The organism is Sphingomonas canadensis (genome assembly GCF_026013525.1).
Lineage (GTDB): Bacteria > Pseudomonadota > Alphaproteobacteria > Sphingomonadales > Sphingomonadaceae > Sphingomonas > Sphingomonas canadensis.
On the sequence record NZ_JAPDRA010000001.1, the window covers coordinates 700,673 to 720,948 of the forward strand.

General features: G+C 68.3%; 15 protein-coding genes and 1 tRNA gene. 8 read left to right on the plus strand and 8 right to left on the minus strand.

The features are described from left to right. Window positions 1-96 precede the first annotated feature (96 nt). Both OM513_RS03405 and OM513_RS03410 read right to left on the minus strand, forming a co-directional pair. The gene (locus OM513_RS03405) at window positions 97-318 is read right to left on the minus strand and encodes an Arm DNA-binding domain-containing protein (protein ID WP_264942721.1); all 222 of its coding nucleotides are present in this window, start codon (window positions 316-318) and stop codon (window positions 97-99) included. Window positions 319-494: 176 nt separating this feature from the next. Further along, a tRNA-Leu gene (locus OM513_RS03410) sits at window positions 495-581 on the minus strand. Between the two features lie 108 nt (window positions 582-689). Here OM513_RS03410 and OM513_RS03415 point away from each other — a divergent pair. From OM513_RS03415 to gltB, 5 genes are all read left to right on the plus strand, one after another. Next, window positions 690-1,622 carry a complex I NDUFA9 subunit family protein gene (locus OM513_RS03415; protein ID WP_264942722.1) on the plus strand — a complete coding sequence of 311 codons (933 nt, stop codon included), beginning with the start codon at window positions 690-692 and terminating at the stop codon, window positions 1,620-1,622. A gap of 88 nt (window positions 1,623-1,710) precedes the next feature. Further along, window positions 1,711-2,520 (plus strand): undecaprenyl-diphosphate phosphatase, encoded by an 810-nt coding sequence (locus tag OM513_RS03420; RefSeq protein WP_264942723.1) that lies wholly within the window; start codon window positions 1,711-1,713, stop codon window positions 2,518-2,520. Window positions 2,521-2,645: 125 nt separating this feature from the next. Beyond that, window positions 2,646-4,106, plus strand: coding sequence for an NAD(P)-dependent oxidoreductase (locus tag OM513_RS03425; RefSeq protein WP_264942724.1), 1,461 nt, complete (start codon window positions 2,646-2,648; stop codon window positions 4,104-4,106). Beyond that, window positions 4,103-4,867 (plus strand): DUF2059 domain-containing protein, encoded by a 765-nt coding sequence (locus OM513_RS03430; RefSeq protein ID WP_264942725.1) that lies wholly within the window; start codon window positions 4,103-4,105, stop codon window positions 4,865-4,867. The genes OM513_RS03425 and OM513_RS03430 overlap by 4 nt, the downstream gene beginning before the upstream one ends. Window positions 4,868-4,920: 53 nt before the next feature. Then, window positions 4,921-9,432 (plus strand): glutamate synthase large subunit, encoded by a 4,512-nt coding sequence (gene gltB / locus OM513_RS03435; RefSeq protein WP_264942726.1) that lies wholly within the window; start codon window positions 4,921-4,923, stop codon window positions 9,430-9,432. A gap of 76 nt (window positions 9,433-9,508) precedes the next feature. Here gltB and OM513_RS03440 read toward each other — a convergent pair whose 3' ends face one another. Continuing rightward, window positions 9,509-10,150: a TetR/AcrR family transcriptional regulator gene (locus OM513_RS03440; protein WP_264942727.1), complete on the minus strand. Its 642-nt coding sequence runs from the start codon at window positions 10,148-10,150 to the stop codon at window positions 9,509-9,511. Between the two features lie 119 nt (window positions 10,151-10,269). Between OM513_RS03440 and OM513_RS03445 the strand changes: the two genes are divergently transcribed. Next, window positions 10,270-12,600, plus strand: coding sequence for a TonB-dependent receptor (locus OM513_RS03445; RefSeq protein ID WP_264942728.1), 2,331 nt, complete (start codon window positions 10,270-10,272; stop codon window positions 12,598-12,600). Between the two features lie 133 nt (window positions 12,601-12,733). Beyond that, window positions 12,734-13,933, plus strand: a complete 1,200-nt coding sequence (locus OM513_RS03450; protein WP_264943034.1) for a spinster family MFS transporter — start codon at window positions 12,734-12,736, stop codon at window positions 13,931-13,933. 297 nt (window positions 13,934-14,230) lie between these two features. Here the strand turns inward: OM513_RS03450 and OM513_RS03455 are convergent, their stop codons facing one another. After that, complete coding sequence (locus tag OM513_RS03455) at window positions 14,231-15,829, minus strand: peptide chain release factor 3 (RefSeq protein ID WP_264942729.1); 1,599 nt, start codon at window positions 15,827-15,829, stop codon at window positions 14,231-14,233. Between the two features lie 239 nt (window positions 15,830-16,068). Here OM513_RS03455 and OM513_RS03460 point away from each other — a divergent pair, with 239 nt between their 5' ends. Beyond that, a complete protein-coding gene (locus tag OM513_RS03460) occupies window positions 16,069-16,371 on the plus strand; it encodes a PspC domain-containing protein (RefSeq protein WP_264942730.1) in 303 nt (100 codons plus the stop codon). A 3-nt stretch (window positions 16,372-16,374) separates the two neighbouring features. Here the strand turns inward: OM513_RS03460 and OM513_RS03465 are convergent, their stop codons facing one another. From OM513_RS03465 to OM513_RS03480, 4 genes are all read right to left on the minus strand, one after another. Further along, window positions 16,375-17,118, minus strand: a complete 744-nt coding sequence (locus OM513_RS03465; RefSeq protein WP_264942731.1) for an SDR family NAD(P)-dependent oxidoreductase — start codon at window positions 17,116-17,118, stop codon at window positions 16,375-16,377. Window positions 17,119-17,182: 64 nt separating this feature from the next. After that, window positions 17,183-17,410 carry a hypothetical protein gene (locus OM513_RS03470; protein ID WP_264942732.1) on the minus strand — a complete coding sequence of 76 codons (228 nt, stop codon included), beginning with the start codon at window positions 17,408-17,410 and terminating at the stop codon, window positions 17,183-17,185. Next, the gene (gene pheT / locus OM513_RS03475; RefSeq protein ID WP_264942733.1) at window positions 17,403-19,829 is read right to left on the minus strand and encodes a phenylalanine--tRNA ligase subunit beta; all 2,427 of its coding nucleotides are present in this window, start codon (window positions 19,827-19,829) and stop codon (window positions 17,403-17,405) included. Before pheT ends, OM513_RS03470 begins: the two co-directional genes overlap by 8 nt. Continuing rightward, window positions 19,826-20,276, minus strand: a 451-nt coding sequence (locus OM513_RS03480) for a tRNA ligase subunit PheS family protein (protein WP_454615889.1), incomplete at its 5' end; no start/stop codon positions are given. The genes pheT and OM513_RS03480, both read right to left, overlap by 4 nt.

A 20,276-nucleotide genomic window follows, 5' to 3' on the forward strand; every position in this document is an offset into this window, starting at 1 on the left:
CCCGCCAAGTTCCACTCGTCGCGGCAACGTTAGGCGTCTTGGAGATTGCCCTTCAGCCGTATCATCGCCCCCAACGCGCCAGTCGTCGCGACCGCGTCAATCTTGGTAGGGATGACTGTCGTTGCAGTCCGGGAAAGAGAGGCTCACTTGCGGCCAGCCGCCGAGGTGGAGCGTCTTCTGCTTGTCGAGGAATCGATATCGCAGGCGCCACAGCTTCTGGCCGTTGGGCTGGATGACGATGTGGAGATCCAGGGCGTCGGTGAGGCTGTAGGGCTTCGCTTTGGGCTTGGCGGTGTTGATCTGGATGTAGGCCAACATGGTCGTCGTCCCAGCAAAGCCGGGTCGATCCGGGACCACCATAAGAGCAACATTTTGTGGCTGCTACTGGCGGTTCTAGCCGGATTTCGCCGGACGGTGTCTGGCGATTTTCGGTAGAAAAATGCTGTAAAACCAGATGCTCACTGGACACCACTGGACGATGCCAGAGCGAGAAATGGTGCCCAGAAGAGGACTCGAACCTCCACGGCCTTGCGACCGCCAGCACCTGAAGCTGGTGCGTCTACCAATTCCGCCATCTGGGCACGGGGTAGGCGGGCGCCTCTAGGGTAGGGGCGTGGGCGTTGTCAACAGCAAGTGCGATGCGCAGGAGCGGCTTGCCGTTTCTGCCGCGGCGCGGCATGAGGCGGCGCATGAAGGACAAGCTCGTAACGCTGATCGGAGGCGGCGGCTTCCTGGGCCGCTATGTCGCGCAGGCGCTGCTGCGCCAGGGCGTCCGCGTCCGCATCGCCCAGCGCCGCCCGCGCGAGGCGTGGTTCCTGAAGCCCCAGGGCGGGCTCGGCCAGACCCAGTTCGTTCTCGTCGACGTGACGCTGCCCGAAACGGTGGCGCGCGCGGTGGAGGGATCGGACGCGGTGGTCAATCTGGCCGGCACGCTGCACGCGGCGGATTATCATGCTATCCATGTGAAGGGCGCGCAGACGGTGGCGCAGGCCGCCAGCCGCGCCGGGGCGTCGGCCTTTGTCCATGTTTCCGCGCTGGGCGCCGACGCGGCCTCGCCCTCCGGCTATGGCAAGTCGAAGGCGGCGGGCGAGCGCGCCGTGCTGGAAGCGTTCAAGAAGGCGGTGATCCTGCGTCCCTCGTACCTGTTCGGGCGCGAGGACCGGCTGGTGAACCGCTTCGCCGCGATGATCGCGAGCTGGGGCGTGGTCCCCGTGCTGGCGCCGGAGGCGAAGGCGCAGCCGCTGTGGGTGGCCGACGCGGCCGACGCGGTGACGGCGGCGCTGGGCGATCCGGGTGCGCACGGCGGCAAGACCTATTCGCTGGGCGGCCCGGACGTGCTGACCATGGCGGGCCTCAATCGCTGGATCGCGCGGGAGATCGGGCGCGATCCGCTGTTCCTCGATCTGCCCGATGCGATCGGCGCGCTGGTGGCGGCGATGCCGGGATCGCCGCTCTCGGGCGATCAGTGGAAGATGCTGAAGCGCGACAATATCGTTCCGGCCGGTGCCCCGGGCATGGCGGCGCTGGGCCTGTCCCCGGTGCCGCTGGCCAGCGTCGCGCCTTCGTGGCTGGTGCAATACCGGCGGCATGGCCGTTTCGGCCAGCTCGGCAGCGCCGCCTGAGGATCGCGGCGCTCCATATCAGCGATCCAGGCGGCCGGCGCAGGGGGCATCCGCGCGGGGCCGGCATGTGTGAAAGGGGCGTATTTCCATGACCGAGCTGCTCGTCGTCATCATCCTCGGCATCGTCGAGGGCATCACCGAGTTCCTGCCGGTCTCCTCCACCGGGCACCTGATCCTGGCGGGCGAGCTGCTCGGCTATGATTCGGCGCGCTGGGCGACGTTCAACGTGGTGATCCAGCTTGGCGCGATCCTGGCGATCGTGGTGCTGTATTGGCGCACCTTCTGGGCGGTGGGCATGGGCCTGCTGCGCTGGGACCCGGTGTCGGTGCGCTTCGTGCGCAACATCCTGATCGCGTTCCTGCCCTCGGCCATACTCGGGCTGCTGCTGATCGACCGGATCGAGGAGATGCTGGGCAGCCCCGGCATCGTCGCCTGGGCGCTGATCCTGGGCGGTATCGCGATCCTGGCAATCGAGCGCTGGGCGAAGCCGGGCCAGGTGGTGGGCGTGGCGGAGATCCCGCTGGCCAAGGTGGTGGGCGTGGGCCTGATCCAGTGCCTGTCGATGATCCCCGGGGTCAGCCGATCGGGCGCGACCATCCTGGGCGCACTGTCGCTGGGCGTCGAGCGGCGCACCGCGGCGGAGTTCAGCTTCTTCCTGGCGATCCCGACGATGCTGGGCGCCAGCACGCTGGGCATTCTGAAGCACCGCGAGGCGCTGATGGCGCAGGGCGGACAGGAACTGATGTACATCGCGCTGGGCTTTGCCGTGTCGTTCGTCGTCGCGCTGGTGGTGGTGAAATGGTTCATCGGGCTGGTCGGGCGCAGCGGATTTTCGCCCTTCGCCTGGTATCGAATCGGGGCCGGAATCATCGCACTGGTGTGGCTCGGCATGCGATAGGTCCGATTTAGGACCTTTATTTTCGCAAATTGCGCGATAGAATCGCCCGAACACCGGCATTGATTCGCATATAGGTCAGTATTGCTGACTTTTTTCGCCTTCGCACTCGCGATATGGGCGATGGCATGGCTGGTGAGACTATGCTGAAGTTCGTGGGCACGGGGCAGGCCTATCCGGCCAAGCGCCCCGCCGACCTGCGCAACGAGGATTTCCGCGAGATCGCGGACCGCTTCGCAATGCCCGAGGCGGAGGAGCAGGCTTCGCGCTGCTCGCAATGCGGCGTGCCCTATTGCTCGGTGCATTGCCCGCTGCACAACCATATCCCGGACTGGCTGCGCCTGACCGCGGAGGGGCGGCTGCGCGAGGCCTATGAGCTGTCCAACGCCACCTCCACCATGCCCGAGATCTGCGGCCGCATCTGTCCGCAGGACCGGCTGTGCGAGGGCAATTGCGTGATCGAGTTCACCGGGCATGGCGCGGTGACGATCGGATCGGTGGAGAAATACATCACCGATACCGCCTGGGAGAACGGCTGGGTCGAGCCGCTGGCGCCGGGGCCGGATCGCGGCCAATCGGTGGGCATCATCGGATCGGGGCCGGCGGGGCTTACCGCGGCCGAATATCTGCGCGTGCTGGGCTATTCGGTGACGGTGTACGATCGCCACGATCGCGCGGGCGGGCTGCTGATCTATGGCATCCCGGGCTTCAAGCTGGAGAAATATGTCGTCGAGCGGCGCGTGAAGCGGCTGGCCGACGGCGGGGTGAAGTTCGAGCTGGGCTTCGACGTGGGCCGCGACGCGACGCTGGACGAGCTGCGCGCCAACCATGACGCGCTGCTGATCGCCACGGGCGTGTACAAGCCGCGCGCGATCAAGGCGCCGGGCGTCGATTCGAAGGGCGTGGTCGATGCGCTCGACTATCTGATCGCGTCGAACCGCAAGAGCTTCGGCGATGCCGTGCCCGCGTTCGACGACGGCAGCCTGAACGCCGAGGGCAAGCATGTGGTGGTCGTGGGCGGCGGCGACACCGCGATGGATTGCGTGCGCACCGCGGTGCGCCAGGGCGCGGCCAGCGTGAAGTGCCTCTATCGCCGCGATCGTGCCAACATGCCGGGATCGCAGCGCGAGGTCGCCAATGCCGAGGAGGAGGGCGTCGAGTTCGTCTGGCTCTCCGCGCCCGAGGCGTTCAAGGGCGAGGCCGCCGGGGTGACCGGCGTGCGCGCCGCGCGCATGCGGCTGGGGGCGCCCGACGCCAGCGGCCGCCGCGCGCCGGAGCCCGATCCGGGCAACGAGGTCGATCTGCCGGCCGATCTGGTGATCAAGGCGCTGGGCTTCGATCCGGAGGACCTGCCCAGGCTGTTCGGCGCGGCCGAGCTGGGCGTCACCCGCTGGGGCACGGTGCGCGTCGACGGCCGTTCGATGATGACCAGCCTGGACGGCGTGTTCGCCGCCGGAGACATCGTGCGCGGCGCCAGCCTGGTCGTATGGGCGGTGCGCGACGGGCGCGACGTGGCCGATCACATGCACCGTTACCTGAAGGCGCGCGCGGCGGCTGGCGCCGCCGCCATGGCCGCGGCGGCGGTATGACGATGCGCGCGCTCCTTTGCCCGCTCCTGGCGGCGCTGGCGTTCGTGGCGGCGCCCGCCGCAGCACAGGCCCAGGGTTCGCCACGCGCGGTGCCGCTCAAGGCAACCCCGGAGGCGCTGACCCTGGCGGCGGAACTCTCGCGCATTACCAACGATCAGGCCGAGGTTCTGGCGATGCTCGACGTCGCGCTCGACGGCTCCCTGCCCAAGGCGCTGGCGGCCGATTCGACCTTTCAGGAGCTCGAAAAGCTCTATCCGGGCATCGGCGCCGAATTCATCGGTGTGATGAAGCCGATCATCCGGGAGTATCTGATACAGGAATGGCCGGAGTATCAGCGCCGGAGCGCCGAAATCTATGCCAAGTGGCTGACGCCCGCCGATCTGCGCGTGGCGATCGCCTTCTATTCCTCGCCCACCGGCCTGAAACTGCGCGCCGCGGTGGCCGAAGGGGCGGATTTCACCGAGCTCTTCTCGGAACAGATCGCCAGCCTGGGCGAGGCCGAGATCACGGCGAAGGACCTTGAAAAGAGCCTCGATCCCGCAATCGACAAGGCGGCCTCCTCGCTGACGCCTGCCGAGCGTCTCGAAGTCATGCGCTTCGTGAGGAAGGTGGGGCCGCAGAAGCTGGCGCGATCGAACGCCGAGATCATGCAAATGGCAGCCGGGTGGTCCAGCGAGATGGACCCGGAAACCGAGCAGAAGATCGAGGAAGCGGTCTTGGCCATGATGGCGCGCCGGATGAGCGGCGAGAAGCCGCAGTGAACGCTCCCCGCACCCCCGCCCCTCCCGCGCACGATGCAATCCGGAATCCAGCGATGAACGAAGCCGAACGTACCCGCCTTGCCCGCGAAGGCATGTACCGCCCCGAGTTCGAGGGCGATGCCTGTGGCGTGGGCCTGGTCGCCGCGACCGACGGCAAGGCCAGCCGCCGCGTCGTCCAGTCGGCGATCGATGCGCTGCGCGCGGTTTGGCATCGCGGCGCGGTGGACGCCGACGGCAAGACCGGCGACGGCGCGGGCATCCATGTCGATCTGCCGGTGCGCTTCTTCGACGATGCGATCGTGGCGGGCGGCCATCGCGTGCGGCCGAACCGGCTGGCGGTGGGCATGATCTTCCTGCCGCGCACCGATCTGGGCGCGCAGGAAACGTGCCGCACGATCGTGGAGAGCGAGATCATCGCCGCCGGCTACACCATCTATGGCTGGCGCCAGGTGCCGGTGGACGTATCGGTGATCGGCCAGAAGGCCCAGGCGACACGGCCCGAGATCGAGCAGATCATGATCGCCGGGCCGATGCCCGACGCGCTGAGCGCCGCCGAGTTCGAGAAGAACCTCTACCTCGTCCGCCGCCGGATCGAGAAGGCGGTGATCGCGGCGCAGATCAGCGGATTCTACATCTGTTCGCTGTCGTGCCGGTCGATCGTGTACAAGGGGCTGTTCCTGGCGGAGAGCCTGTCGGATTTCTATCCGGACCTGCGCGACAGCCGCTTCGAAAGCCGCGTGGCGATTTTCCACCAGCGCTATTCGACCAACACCTTCCCGCAATGGTGGCTGGCGCAGCCGTTCCGCTGCCTGGCGCACAATGGCGAGATCAACACGATCCGCGGCAACAAGAACTGGATGCTCAGCCACGAGATCCGCATGGCCAGCCTGGCCTTTGGCGAGCATTCGGAGGACATCAAGCCGGTGATCCCCGCAGGCGCGAGCGACACCGCCGCGCTGGACGCGGTGTTCGAGGCGATCTGCCGTTCCGGCCGCGACGCGCCCACCGCCAAGCTGATGCTGGTGCCGCCCGCGCTGGGCGGGGTGGACGTGCCGCCCGCGCACACCGCGATGTTCCAGTATCTGGCGAGCGTGATGGAGCCGTGGGACGGCCCCGCCGCGCTGGCGATGACCGACGGCCGCTGGGCAGTTGCGGGCATGGACCGCAACGCGCTGCGCCCGCTGCGCTATACCCAGACCGCCGACGGGCTGCTGATCGTCGGATCGGAAACCGGCATGGTGCCGGTGCCGGAGACCAGCGTGGTCGCCAAGGGCCGGCTGGGGCCGGGCGAGATGATCGCCGTCGACCTGGAAGACGGTGTGTTGCTTCACGATCATGCCGTGAAGGACCGGATCGCCGCCGAGGCCGACTACGCCGGCAAGATCCGTCCGTTCATCACCATCGACGACCTGCCGGGGCAGAAGAAGCCTGCGCTGCCGCGCTATGACCGCGCCGAGCTGGCCCGGCGCCAGGTGGCGGCCGGCCAGACGCTGGAGGACATGGAGCTGGTGCTGGCCCCCATGGCGGAGGGCGGCAAGGAAGCCGTGGGTTCGATGGGCGACGATACGCCGCTCGCCGTCATCTCGGACAAGCCGCGGCTGATCAGCCAGTTCTTCCGCCAGAATTTCAGCCAGGTCACCAATCCGCCGATCGACAGCCTGCGCGAGCGCCACGTGATGTCGCTGCGCACCCGTTTCGGCAATCTGGCGAACATCCTGGATACCGATGCCCAGCCGGGCAAGGTGCTGGTGCTCGAAAGCCCGGTGCTCACCAGCCTGGATTGGGAACGGCTGCGCGCGCATTACGAGCGCCAGTCGCAGGAGATCGACTGCACCTTCGAGGCGGACGGCGGGCCGGATGCGCTGCGCGAGGCGATCCGCCGCATCCGCGAGGAGGCCGAGCGGGCGGTGCGCGCGGGATGCACCGAGCTGTTCCTGACCGACGAGCACCAGTGCGCGGATCGTGTCGCCATCGCCGGCGTGCTGGCGGCGGCGGCGGTGCATACGCATCTGGTGCGCAAGGGGCTGCGCTCCTACGCCAGCGTCAACATCCGCACCGCCGAATGCCTGGACACCCATTATTATGCGGTGCTGATCGGCGTGGGCGCGACCACGGTGAACGCCTATCTGGCCGAAGCCGCGATCGCCGATCGCCAGGCGCGGGGCCTGTTCGGCAACCTGACGCTCGACGAATGCCTGAAGAACCATCGCAAGGCGATCGACGACGGGCTGCTGAAGATCATGTCGAAGATGGGGATCGCGGTGATCTCCAGCTATCGCGGCGGCTATAATTTCGAGGCGGTGGGGCTCAGCCGCGCGCTGGTGGCGGACCTGTTCCCCGGCATGCCGGCCAAGATCTCGGGCGAGGGCTATGCCTCGCTCCACCTGTCGGCGATGCTGCGGCACGATGCCGCGCACGACACCGCGGTCGCCACGCTGCCGGTCGGCGGCTTCTACCGCCAGCGCCACGGCGGCGAGACGCACGCCTATTCGGCGCAGCTCATGCACCTGCTGCAGAGCTCGGTCGCGAACGACAGCTATTCCACCTATCTGCAATTCTCGCGCGGCGTGCGCGACATGCCGCCGGTCTATCTGCGCGATCTGCTGGAGTTCAACTATCCGGACCTGGGCGTGCCGATCGACCAGGTCGAGGCGATCACCGAGATCCGCAAGCGCTTCGTGACCCCGGGCATGAGCCTGGGCGCGCTGAGCCAGGAGGCGCACGAGACGCTGTCGATCGCGATGAACCGCATCGGCGCCAAGGCCGTTTCGGGCGAAGGCGGCGAGGATTCGTCGCGCTATTCCCCGCGCGAGAACGGCGACAACGCCAATTCGGTGATCAAGCAGATCGCGTCGGGCCGCTTCGGCGTCACCGCGGAATATCTGAACGCCTGCGACGAGATCGAGATCAAGGTGGCCCAGGGCGCCAAGCCCGGCGAGGGCGGCCAGCTCCCCGGTTTCAAGGTGACCGAGTTCATCGCTAAGCTGCGCCACGCCACGCCCGGCGTGATGCTGATCAGCCCGCCGCCCCACCACGACATCTATTCGATCGAGGACCTGGCGCAGCTCATCTACGACCTGAAGATGGTCAATCCGCGCGCGCGGGTGTGCGTCAAGCTGGTCAGCTCGGCGGGCATCGGCACGGTGGCGGCCGGAGTCGCGAAGGCGCATGCCGATGTGATCCTGGTTTCCGGCCATGTCGGCGGCACGGGCGCCTCGCCCGTCACCTCGATCAAATATGCCGGAACGCCGTGGGAGATGGGGCTTTCGGAGGTCAACCAGACGCTGACGCTCAACGGGCTGCGCGGCCGCGTGCGGCTGCGCACCGACGGCGGGCTGAAGACCGGGCGCGACATCGTGATCGCCGCGATCCTGGGCGCCGAGGAATTCGGCATCGGCACGCTCAGCCTGGTCGCGATGGGCTGCATCATGGTGCGCCAGTGCCATTCGAACACCTGCCCGGTGGGCGTCTGCACCCAGGACGAGAAGCTGCGCGCCAAATTCACCGGCACGCCGGAGAAGGTCATCAACCTGATGACCTTCATCGCCGAGGAGGTTCGCGAGATCCTGGCCAAGCTGGGCTTCCGCAGCCTGGACGAGGTGATCGGCCGCACCGAGCTGCTCCGCCAGGTCAGCCGCGGTGCCGAGCATCTCGACGATCTCGATCTCAACCCGGTTCTGGCGAAGGTCGACGCCGACGATTCCAACCGCCGCTACAGCCTGTCCACCTTCCGCAACGAGGTGCCGGACAGCCTGGACGCGCAGATGATCAAGGACGCCGCCGCCGTCTTTTCGCGCCGCGAGAAGATGCAGCTCACCTATACGGTGCGCAACACGCATCGCGCGGTGGGCACGCGGCTTTCCAGTGAGATCACCCGCGCCTTCGGCATGTCGGCGCTGGCCGACGGGCACGTCCACGTCCGGCTGCGCGGCACCGCGGGCCAGTCGCTCGGCGCCTTCCTGTGCAAGGGCGTGACGCTAGAGGTGTTCGGCGATTCGAACGATTATGTGGGCAAGGGCCTGTCGGGCGGCATCATCATCGTCCGCCCGATGGTCAGCTCGCCGCTCGAAAGCTGGAACAACACGATCATCGGCAACACCGTGCTCTATGGCGCGACCTCCGGCCGGCTGTTCGCGGCGGGCCAGGCGGGCGAGCGCTTCGCGGTGCGCAACTCGGGCGCGCAGGTGGTGGTGGAAGGCTGCGGCGCCAACGGCTGCGAATATATGACCGGGGGCATCGCCGTGGTGCTGGGCCGGGTGGGGATGAACTTCGGCGCGGGCATGACCGGCGGCATGGCGTTCGTCTATGATCCCGACGGAAGCTTCGCCGCGCGCGCCAATCCGGAAAGCATCGTGTGGCAGCGGCTGGCGTCGGCGCACTGGAGCGGCGTGCTGCGCGATCTGGTGGAGGCGCATGCCGAGGCGACCGACAGCAAGTACGCGCAAGGCCTGCTGGAGGAATGGGACCGGGTGGCCGGCAATTTCTGGCAGGTCGTGCCGCGCGAGATGCTGAGCCGCCTCGCCCATCCGCTCGACGACGATGCGGAGGCTGTGGCGGCCGAATAGGGGGGCACCGGCTTCGCTGGAGCAGGCCGAACGGGGCGGCTGATGCGCCCCGTTCCGCCCGCGGGCGGAAACGGTGTCAGCGCTTGGCGGCGATCCCGTGCGCCAGCAGCGATCCCACCGCCTCGGCGATCTCGTCCGGGTCCACGCCCTCGTCCCAGACGCTGTAGCGCAGGCCCAGGAAGACGTTCATCCCCATGATCGCCCAGGCGTGAATCTCGGAGATGTCGTCGCGGATCTCGCCGCGCCCGGCGGCGGCCGACAGGCGCTTGCCGATGCGATCCGCGGTGGTGGCATAATGGGCGCGGAAGCTTTCCGGATCGACGAACTCCGCCTCGTCGATGATCCGGTAGATCTCCTTGTGCTCGCGGGCGAAGCGGATGAACGCGGACAGCGCGGCCTTTTCGGCCGAGATCTGGCTGGCGGCGTCGCGCATCGCCGGGGCGACGAACTCGCGCACCTGATCGCTCATGTCGCGCACCAGCGCGCGGAACACGTCGTCCTTCGAATCGAAATAGGTATAGAAGCTGCCCAGCGCTACGCCGGCCCGGCGCGTGATCCCGCTGATCGATCCTTCGTGGAACCCCTTCTGGCCGAATTCCTCGGCGGCGGCGTCCAGGATCGCGCGAAGCGTGCGGCGGCCGCGCGCGGTGCGCGGCTCCTTCCCCGCGCTGGCGCCTTCCCCGCCGATTGTGGCTGCAATGCCACGCCCGCTGGCCATTTCAGCTCCTCCCTGCCGATCCCAAGTTGAAACCCGGTTCAGGTTTCAGTATAGCCTCCGGCGACTGCCTGCAACCCGCAGCCAAGAACGGGTTGAAATCCTTGGGGAGGAATACCGCAATGTCACGCCTGATTCGCTCTACCCGTACGCTCATCCAAGCCGGTGTCGCGCTCGCCGCGCTCGCCACCGTGCCGGCCTATGCGCAGGACGATGCCGCCGCCGGCCAGTCCGCCGCCGCCGAGGAGGGCGAGATCGTCGTCACCGCGCGCCGCCGCGAAGAGACGCTGCTCGACGTTCCGATCGCGGTCAGCGCGATCAGCGGCGAGGCGCTGGAAAAGGCCGGCGCGATCGACATCACCGATATCGCCGCCAGCGCGCCGAACGTGACGCTGGAGGTTTCGCGCGGCACCAACTCGACGCTGTCCGCCTTCATCCGCGGCGTGGGCCAGCAGGATCCGGTCGCCGGATTCGAGGCGGGCGTGGGCATCTATCTCGACGACGTATACCTCAATCGTCCGCAGGCCGCGGTGCTCGATATCTATGACGTCGAGCGGATCGAGGTGCTGCGCGGCCCGCAGGGCACGCTCTATGGCCGCAACACCATCGGCGGCGCGGTGAAATATGTCAGCCGCCGCCTGGCGGCCGATCCCACCATCTCGGTGCGCGGCACCTATGGCACCTATGACCAGGCCGATGTGGTCGTCAGCGGCAGCACCCCGGTCGACGCGGACGGCATCGTGCGCGTGGGCGCGGCCGGCGCCCGCCTGTCGCGCGGCGGCTTCGGCACCAACCTGACCACTGGCCAGGACAACTATAACAAGGACGTCTGGGCCTTCCGCGGCAGCCTGGAGCTTTCGCCGGACGACACCTTCTTCGCGCGCCTTACCGCGGACTATACGCACGACAAGAGCAATGCGCGCGGCGGCCACCGCCTGATCGCGGGCCTCTCCAGCGGCGCCCCGGTGCTCGCCGATGTCTATGATACGCGCGGCGGCCTGCTCGATCCGAAGCAGGATGTGAAGTCGAAGGGCTTCTCCGGCTATATCGAACTGAAGCCCTTCGAAGGTGTGACGCTGCGCAGCATCACCGCCTATCGCAAGGACGACAGTGCCACCCCGATCGATTTCGACGCGCTGGCCGCGGTCGATCTCGACGTGCCGGCCTATTACAACAACAAGCAGTTCAGCCAGGAACTCCAGGCGCTGATCAGCTCGGGCGGCTTCTCGGGCCTGGTCGGCTTCTACTATCTCGACGCCAAGGCGCGCACCGTGTTCGACGTGCGGCTGCCCGGCGGCGTGACCGCGCTGACCTTCGGCGACGTGAAGACCAAGACGAGCGCGATCTTCACCGACCTGACCTATGACTTCAACGAGCAGTTCAGCCTGTCGGTCGGCGGCCGCTACACCTGGGACGAGCGCGATTCGACCGTGCTTCGCCGCACCTATCTGGGCGGCGGCTCGCCCTATTTCGGCGGCACCGGCACGCTGTTCGCGACGACCTCCAACTTCAATGGCAACGCGGACTTCAAGGAGTTCACCCCGCGCGCCTCGCTGTCGTACAAGCCCGACGGCGACAACATGATCTACGCAAGCTATTCGAAGGGCTTCAAGGGCGGCGGCTTCGATCCGCGCGGCCAGACCAGCGCCTGCCGCAACAGCAGCGGCGGCGCCTGCACCGCGGCCGAGGTCTATGACTTCATGTCGTTCGATCCGGAGAAGGTGAACAGCTACGAGATCGGCTGGAAGTCTTCGTTCGGCCGCGATCTGAACATCGCGCTGGCGGCCTTCTGGGCGGACTATACCGACGTCCAGGTCCCGGGATCGATCGGCACCACCGTTGGCGGCGTGCAGACCTTCATCGGCATCACCACCAACGCCGGCAAGGCGCGGATGCGCGGCATCGAGTTCGAGGGCAATGCGGTTCTGGCGCGCGATTTCGGCGTGTCGGGCGGCAAGCTGGGCTTCAACTGGGCGGTCGGCTACCTCGACGCCAAGTATCTGGAGTTCATCGACGCGCGCGGCATCGATGTCGCCAGCAACCGCAAGGTGCAGAACACCCCGGATTTCACCGGCAGCGGCACGCTGAGCTACAATGCGCCGATGGGTGACGGGTCGATCACCGCCAGCACCACGGTTTCCTATCGCAGCGCTTCGCAGCAGTTCGAGCTGAAGACCCCGCTGCTCGATCAGCCCGGCTTCGCGCTGTGGGATGCCAGCCTGGTGTGGGACATCAACGAGCACTTCTCGCTCGGCGTCCATGGTCGCAACCTGCTCGACAAGCAGTATATCGTCGCGGGCTACAACTTCCTGCGCCAGAACCCGGATACCGGCCAGTTCATCCTCGCCAACGGCACCCCCGGCCTCAACTCGACGCTGGGATCCGAAGGCACGCTGACCGCCTATTACGGCAACCCGCGCCAGGTGTTCGTCACCGGCACGATCAAGTTCTGAGTTAGTCCCCCGCTCCCTCTCCCCGGCGTATCGGGGGAGAGGGGGCAACGGGACGTGCCGGGGAGCAGCAGTGACCACGCCATCCAGCGAAGCCGCCCCCGCCACGCCCGCCTATCGCGGCGTCGTTCTGGTGATGCTGCTGATCGTCTACACCTTCAATTTCGTGGACCGGCAGATCCTGTCGATCCTCGCGCCCGCGATCCAGAAGGACCTGGGGCTGACCAAGCCCGAGATGGGCCTGCTGGGCGGCATCGCCTTCGCGCTGCTCTATTCCACGCTGGCGATCCCGCTGGCCTGGCTGGCGGACCGCACCAGCCGCACCTGGGTGATCACCGGCAGCCTGGCGGTGTGGAGCGGCTTCACCGCGCTGTGCGGCATGGCGGGCAGCTTCGCGCAGCTTTTCCTGTTCCGCCTGGGCGTGGGCGTGGGGGAGGCCGGGGGCGTCGCGCCATCCTATGCGGTGATCGCGGATTATTTCCCGCCGCGTTCGCGCGCGCGGGCGCTGGCCGTCTATTCGCTCGGCATCCCGCTCGGCTCGGCCGCGGGGATCATGGCCGGCGGCTATATCGCCCAGGCGGTGGACTGGCGCGCGGCCTTCATCGCGGTGGGTGTTGCCGGTGTGCTGATCGCGCCGATATTCCGGCTGGTGGTGCGCGAGGCGCCGCGCGCGCGCCAGGGCGCGGATGCCCCGCCGGTCGGCCAGGTCTTCGCCATCCTCGCGCGCAAGCGGGCGTTCTGGCTGCTCGCGTTCGGCGCATCGGCCAGCTCGATGCTGGGCTATGGCCTCGCCTTCTGGCTGCCCAGCTTCCTGCAGGAAAGCTTCGGCTTCAACCTGGCGCAGACCGCCAATTTCTATGGCGCCGTGCTGCTGGTCGGCGGTGTGGCCGGGGTGATCGCGGGCGGCGTGATCGGGGACCGGCTGGGATCGCGTGACCGGGCCGCCTATGCGCGCCTTCCCGCGCTGGCTTTCGTCGCCGCGGTGCCGCTGTTCGCGGGCGGGGTGCTTTCCTCCACCGGGACCGCCGCCTTCCTGTTCTTCGTGGTGCCCCAGGCGCTGGCCTATGTCTGGCTGGGGCCGGTGCTGTCGGCGGTGCAGCACCTGGTTCCCGCCAACATGCGCGCCACCGCATCGGCCAGCTTCCTGCTGATCAACAACCTGATCGGCATCGGCGGGGGCATCTATTTCCTGGCCCAGCTCGCGAGTTGGCTGGAGCCTGGGTTCGGCGATCAGGCGCTGCGCTATGCGATGCTGTTCAGCCTGGGCTTCTACCTGCTGGCGGCGCTGCTGATGTGGCTGGCGTCACGCCCGCTGCGCGACGAATGGGTGGATTGACGGCGCACGCCCGATCACCACCATTTTGGTGGTCAATTTGGTTGTTTCGATAATGGAAGAGTCCAAATACGGGACAGAATTCCTAATATCTATCGCCAATATGGCGGTAACTAAGTGAAACCACCGTATCGTGCCACGACCCCGCGGTGGTAATCCGGGCGCACGGCATCCGAGGGCCACGTCTTCCGGGCGCCAGGGCCGGGCAGCGTTCCGCCGCCGCCCGGCCCTCCTCGCGCCCTTGGCGGCGCGCCTTCCGGCAAGCGCAATGCGAACGGGCCGGCGCAAGCGCGCCCTGCTTCAGCGCTCGCGGGTCGCCGCGAACCTGACCTTCGAATAGCGATCGGCGACATAGCCGACCTCCCAGGCCGATTTGGCCAGGAACACCGGATTGCCGTCGCGGTCCTTCGCCATCGCGCCCGCATGCAGGCCGGCGAACTCCTTCAGCGCCGCCGGGTCCTCGCTCGAAATCCAGCGCGCGGTGTCGAACGGGGCGGGCTCCAGCACCGCCGCCACCTTATATTCGGCGTCGAGCCGAGAGAGCAGCACGTCGAGCTGGAGCTGGCCCACCACGCCCACGATCCAGTTCGATCCGATGTCCGGATAGAAGACCTGGGTAACGCCTTCCTCGGCCATGTCGTCCAGCGCCTTGCGGAGCTGCTTGGTCTTGGTCGGGTCCTTCAGCGCCACGCGGCGCAGGATTTCGGGGGCGAAGTTGGGCAGGCCGGTGAAGCGCACGCCGCCCTTCTCGCTCAGCGTGTCGCCCACGCGCAGCACGCCATGGTTCGGGATGCCGATGATGTCGCCGGGAAAGGCCTCCTCGGCCAGCTCGCGTTCGCGGGCGAAGAACAGGATCGGCGAATGGATCGCGATCGGCTTGCCATGGCCGGTCGGCGTCAGCTTCATGCCCCGGCGGAACGTGCCCGAGCAGAGCCGCATGAAGGCGATGCGATCGCGGTGGTTGGGGTCCATGTTCGCCTGGACCTTGAACACGAAGCCGGTCACCTCGTCGCGGTCGGGCGATACCGGCGCGGGCTCGGCGGGCAGCGCGTGCGGCGGCGGCGCGAAGCGGGCGATCGCATCGATCAGCGAATCGACGCCGAACTCCTTCAGCGCCGAACCGAAATAGACCGGCGTCAGATCGCCGTTGCGATAGGCCTCCGCATCGAACGCGGCATAGCCCGCCATCGCCAGCTCGGCATCCTCGCGCAGCTTGGCCAGGTTCTGCGGCGACACGATCGCGTCGAGCTGCGGATCGTCCAGCCCGCTGGTCTGGATCACCTTGCCCTGGAACTCGCGGCTGTCGCCCTCGGGCAGCAGCAGCCGGTTGTTCACCAAGTCATAGACGCCCTCGAACGTGCCGCCCATGCCTACAGGCCAGGTCATCGGGCACACGTCGAGCGCCAGCAGGTCGGCGATCTCGTCCAGCGTCTCGAACACCTCGCGGCCCTCGCGGTCCACCTTGTTGACGAAGGTGATGATCGGCACGCTGCGCAGGCGGCACACCTCGAACAGCTTGCGCGTCTGGCTCTCGATGCCCTTGGCCACGTCGATCACCATCACCGCCGAATCGACCGCGGTGAGCGTGCGATAGGTGTCCTCGCTGAAATCCTCGTGGCCCGGGGTGTCGAGCAGGTTGAACGTTATCACGTCCCCGTTTTCCTGGGCGCGCTCGAACGTCATCACGCTGGAGGTGACGGAGATGCCGCGCTGCTGCTCGATCTTCATCCAGTCCGATCGCGCGCGCCGCGCCGCGCCGCGTGCCTTCACCTCGCCGGCCAGATGGATCGCGCCGCCGAACAGCAACAGCTTCTCGGTCAGCGTGGTCTTGCCCGCGTCGGGGTGCGAGATGATCGCGAAGGTGCGGCGTTCGCCAAGCGATGGGGCAGCGGAGGACATCGCGGCGCTCTAGGGTCCGCACCCACCCGCCGCAACGCCGGAATTTTCGTTTCGCCTCTGGTAAAATCCGCCAACAGTTCGCATATGCTGCACCGCATCAGGGATTCGCGCCAGGCGCACAATTCTCTATGTCATTATAAATTCACGAAAATCCTGTCTGGCACAGGGCTTGCGAATAGCGGCGCAGCAATGGCTTGCGCCGCCTTCGCGCGCCGGCCCAGGATCGAGGGAGTATCGAAATGCCGACCGCCAACACCCCGCTTCTCCGCCGCGAGGATACGCTGCTCGGCGTCTGCGAGGGGCTGGGCCAGGACATCGGCCTGCCGCCGATCCTGTTCCGCCTGGGCTTCACCGCGCTTTTGTTCTGGAACACGCCGCTGGCGCTGACCGCCTATGTCTCGCTCGGCGTGCTGGTCTATGCGCTGCGCTGGCTGATGCCCGATCGCGCGGCGGCGAGCCCGGCCCGGGCCGTCGATGCCGCGCACGCCCCGGCTGCCGCGGTCAACGACGCGGCGCCGGTGCCGGCCGAGGCCGCTGCCTGAGCCTCAGCCTTCGCGGTGTACCGCGAACCCGGCGAAGCTCTGGTTCACCGGCATCATCTCGATCGCGTTGATGTTGAGGTGCGGCGGCAGCGTGGCGACCCACAGGATGGTCTCCGCGATGTCGCCGCCCGTCATCGGCGTCACGCCGCCGTAGAGTTTGTCCGAAGCCTCCTGGCTGCCGGTGCGGACCAGCGTGAACTCGGTCTCCGCCATGCCCGGCTCGATCGAGGTCACGCGAACGCCCGTGCCCGCCACGTCCGATCGCAGCCCCAGGCTGAGCTGGCGGACGAACGCCTTGGTGCCGGCATAGACGTTGCCGCCCGGATAGGGATAGGTCGCCGCCACCGACGACACGTTGATGATCGCCCCGCGCCGCGCGATCAGCGCGGGCAGCAGCTTGTGCGTGATCGAAACCAGCGCGGTGACGTTGGTATCGATCATCGTCTTCCACTGATCGAGCGAGGCGCCCTGCGCGGGCGCGGTGCCCAGCGCCAGCCCGGCGTTGTTCACCAGCAGATCGATGTCGCGGAAGGCGGCGGGCAGCGCGTCCAGCGCGGCATCGCGCGCCGCCTCGTCCCGCACGTCGAACACCGCGGGGTGGAAGGAATCGCCCAGTTCCGCCGCCAGCGCGGCCAGCCGGTCCGCCCGGCGGCCCGTGCCGATCACCCGCCACCCGGCGCGGACGAAGGCGCGCGCGGCGGCCTCCCCGATGCCGGAGGTCGCGCCGGTGATGAGTGCGGTGGCCATGGATCAATCCTCCTCGATACTGTTCGGCGCTTGCGGACCCGAAGGAGCCCGTGCCGGCCGTGCGTTACGCCCCGCCGCGATCGAACGGCACGAAGGCGCCGTCCGGGCCATAGACGCTCACCTGGTCCTGCAGCTCGCCCGCGGTCTCGCGCGGCTGGTTGCGTTCGATACGCGCCATCGCCTCGCGCGCTGCGGCGATCGCCTCTTCGCGCGTGGCGTAGCGGCCCAGCCCATATTCCTCGCGCGCGAAGGTGTCGAAGCCCGCGACGCGCCAGGGCCGGGGTTCAGCCACGCAGCACCGCTCCCTGCTTCGCCGCGGCGGCCACCACCTTGTCGGCGATGGCCTTCAGCGCCTCGTCGGTGAAGCTCTTGTCGCCGGGCTGGAGCGTCACTTCGATCGCCAGGCTCTTCTGGCCTTCGGGAACGCCAGCGCCGGTGAACAGATCGAACAGCCGGGCATCGACGATCGCGGCCTTGTCCGCCCCGCGGATCGCGCGGACCAGATCGCCCGCCGCCAGCGCTTCGGGCACCAGGAAGGCGAAGTCGCGCGTCACCGGCTGCAGCGCCGGGGGCGTATAGGCCGGGCGCGTGAAACCGGTTCCACGCTTGGCCGGCAGCGCGTCGAGATAGAGCTCCACCGCGGCGGCGTCGCCGTCCAGGTCGAACGCCTTCAGCACGGCGGGATGCACCATGCCGAACGCGGCAAGCACCGTCTTCGGCCCCAGCCGCAGCGTGGCCGACTGGCCGGGGTGGAAGGCCTCGCCCGCCTCGTCCATCACCTGCAGGTTGCCGACCGGCGCCCCGGCCGCCTCCAGCAGCGCGATCGCTTCCGCCTTGGCGTCGAACGGGCCGAAGGGCTGGGCCTTGCCGTCCTGCCAGCCGCGCTGGCGCTTTGCCCCGGCCAGCACCACGCCCAGCGTCAGCCGTTCGCGATCGGCCAGGTAGCGCCGCCCGATCTCGAACAGCCGGACGGACGCCGCGCCGCGCTTCAGGTTGCGCGCCGCGCCCGCCAGCAGGCCGGGCAGCAGCGACGGGCGCATCACCTTCAGATCCTCGCTGATCGGATTGGCGAGCGTCCAGGCGCCGCCGCCGAACACGCCCGCCTCGGCCTCCGACAGGAAGCTCCAGGTCACCGCCTCGTTCAGCCCGCGCGCGGCCGCGGTGCGGCGCATGCGGCGCTCCAGCTTCTGCTCGGGCGTGGCGGTGGGCCGGGCGACGCCGGGGGCGCGGGGCAGCGCGACGGAGGGGACCTTGTCCAGCCCCTCGATGCGGATCACCTCTTCCACCAGGTCGGCGGGGCCGTCCACGTCGCGGCGCCAGCTCGGCGCGGTGACGCGGAATGCCTCAAACGCCTCCGAAACGTCCACCGGATCGCCGTTCGCATCCAGCGGCTCCACCAGGAAGCCCAGGCTCTCCAGGATTTCCTTCTGCCGTTCGGGCGCCACCGCCAGTCCGCCCAGCGTCTCCGCCAGCGCGGGATCATAGCCGGTGGTGATCCCCACATGCGGCGGGGCACCCGCGCGCGTCGCCCCGGTCGGCGTGCCGCCGCACAGCGCGACCACCAGCCGGGTGGCGATATCCAGCCCCTCTTCCAGAAAGGCGGGGTCCACCCCGCGTTCGAACCGCTGGCGCGCGTCGCTGGTCAGCCCCAGCTTCTGCCCGGTGCGCGCGATGTGCGCCGGATCGAAATAGGCGCATTCGATCAGCACGTCGGTGGTGCCGTCCGAACAGCCCGAATGCTCGCCGCCCATGATGCCGCCGATGTCGTGGACCCCGGCGGCATCGGCGATCACGGTCATGCCGGCGTCGAGCGCATAGGTCTTGCCGTTGAGCGCCAGCACCTCCTCGCCCTGCGCCGCCGCGCGGGCGACGAGCCCGCCCTGCAGCTTCGCCATGTCATAGACGTGGAGCGGACGGCCCAGGCCCAGCATCACGAAGTTGGTGATGTCCACCAGTGCGGAGATCGGCTTCTGCCCCACCGCCTTCAGCCGGCGCTGCAGCCATTCGGGTGAGGGGCCGTTCGCCACGCCATGCACCGCGCGGGCATAGAAGGCCGGGCAGGCATCGGGCGCGTCGGTGCGCACGTCCGGCCCGTCGCCCGCGGGCACGATCGCGGGAAGCTGGCCGATGATCGCGTCGAGCGGGCGCAGCGTGCCCAGGCCCGCCGCCGCCAGATCGCGGGCGATGCCGCGCACGCCCATGCAATCCTGCCGGTTGGGCGTGATCGCCACGTCGATGACGGGATCGTTCAGCCCGGCATAGTCGGGGAAGGCCGTGCCCACCGGCGCGTCGGCGGGCAGCTCGATGATGCCGTCATGCTCGTCGCCCAGCTCCAGCTCGCGGCTGGAACACATCATGCCGTTCGATTCGATGCCGCGGATCGCCGCCACGCGCAGCACCATGCCGTTGGCGGGCACGGTCGCCCCGGCCGGGCCGAACACGCCGACCAGCCCCGCGCGCGCATTGGGAGCGCCGCAGACGACCTGGAGCGGATTGCCGTCGCCCTGATCGACGGTCAGCACCTGCAGCTTGTCGGCCTGGGGATGCGGCGCGGCGGTCAGCACCCGGGCGACGCGGAACGCGCCCAGCTTCTCGCCCGGATTCTCGACACCCTCGACCTCCAGCCCAACGCGGGTCAGCGCGTCCAGCACGGCCTCCAGCGGGGCATCGGTTTCCAGATGCTCCTTCAGCCAGGATAGGGTGAACTTCATGCGCCCACTCCCCCGCTCAGCGTGGGCACGTCGAGCGCCGAGAAGCCATAGTGGCGCAGCCAGCGCAGATCGCCGTCGAAGAAGGCGCGCAAGTCATCCATCCCGTATTTGAGCATCGCCAGCCGGTCCACGCCGGTGCCGAAGGCAAAGCCCTGCCATTCCGCGGGATCGAGCCCGCATGCGGCGATCACGCGGGCGTGGACCATGCCGCTGCCCAGCACCTCCATCCATCCGCCGCCCGGCGCATCGCCGCTGCCGCCGATCACGCGCTTGCCGTTGGTCCAGGTGAAGCCCACGTCCACCTCGGCCGAAGGCTCGGTGAACGGGAAATAGCTGGGGCGCAGGCGCAGCACGATGTCATCGCGCTCGAAGAATGCCTTCAGGAAGGTCTCCAGCGTCCACTTCAGATGGCCCAGCGTGATCCCCTTGTCGATCACCAGCCCCTCG

What these genes read in the sequence shown, in the direction of transcription:
- OM513_RS03440 (WP_264942727.1), bottom strand. Translation starts at nt 10,150, where the DNA reads ATGGCCAGCGGGCGTGGCATTGCAGCCACAATCGGCGGGGAAGGCGCC.
- pheT (WP_264942733.1), bottom strand. Translation starts at nt 19,829, where the DNA reads ATGAAGTTCACCCTATCCTGGCTGAAGGAGCATCTGGAAACCGATGCC.
- OM513_RS03450 (WP_264943034.1), top strand. Translation starts at nt 12,734, where the DNA reads ATGCTGCTGATCGTCTACACCTTCAATTTCGTGGACCGGCAGATCCTG.
- OM513_RS03455 (WP_264942729.1), bottom strand. Translation starts at nt 15,829, where the DNA reads ATGTCCTCCGCTGCCCCATCGCTTGGCGAACGCCGCACCTTCGCGATC.
- OM513_RS03415 (WP_264942722.1), top strand. Translation starts at nt 690, where the DNA reads ATGAAGGACAAGCTCGTAACGCTGATCGGAGGCGGCGGCTTCCTGGGC.
- OM513_RS03465 (WP_264942731.1), bottom strand. Translation starts at nt 17,118, where the DNA reads ATGGCCACCGCACTCATCACCGGCGCGACCTCCGGCATCGGGGAGGCC.
- OM513_RS03425 (WP_264942724.1), top strand. Translation starts at nt 2,646, where the DNA reads ATGGCTGGTGAGACTATGCTGAAGTTCGTGGGCACGGGGCAGGCCTAT.
- OM513_RS03420 (WP_264942723.1), top strand. Translation starts at nt 1,711, where the DNA reads ATGACCGAGCTGCTCGTCGTCATCATCCTCGGCATCGTCGAGGGCATC.
- OM513_RS03445 (WP_264942728.1), top strand. Translation starts at nt 10,270, where the DNA reads ATGTCACGCCTGATTCGCTCTACCCGTACGCTCATCCAAGCCGGTGTC.
- OM513_RS03430 (WP_264942725.1), top strand. Translation starts at nt 4,103, where the DNA reads ATGACGATGCGCGCGCTCCTTTGCCCGCTCCTGGCGGCGCTGGCGTTC.
- gltB (WP_264942726.1), top strand. Translation starts at nt 4,921, where the DNA reads ATGAACGAAGCCGAACGTACCCGCCTTGCCCGCGAAGGCATGTACCGC.
- OM513_RS03460 (WP_264942730.1), top strand. Translation starts at nt 16,069, where the DNA reads ATGCCGACCGCCAACACCCCGCTTCTCCGCCGCGAGGATACGCTGCTC.
- OM513_RS03405 (WP_264942721.1), bottom strand. Translation starts at nt 318, where the DNA reads ATGTTGGCCTACATCCAGATCAACACCGCCAAGCCCAAAGCGAAGCCC.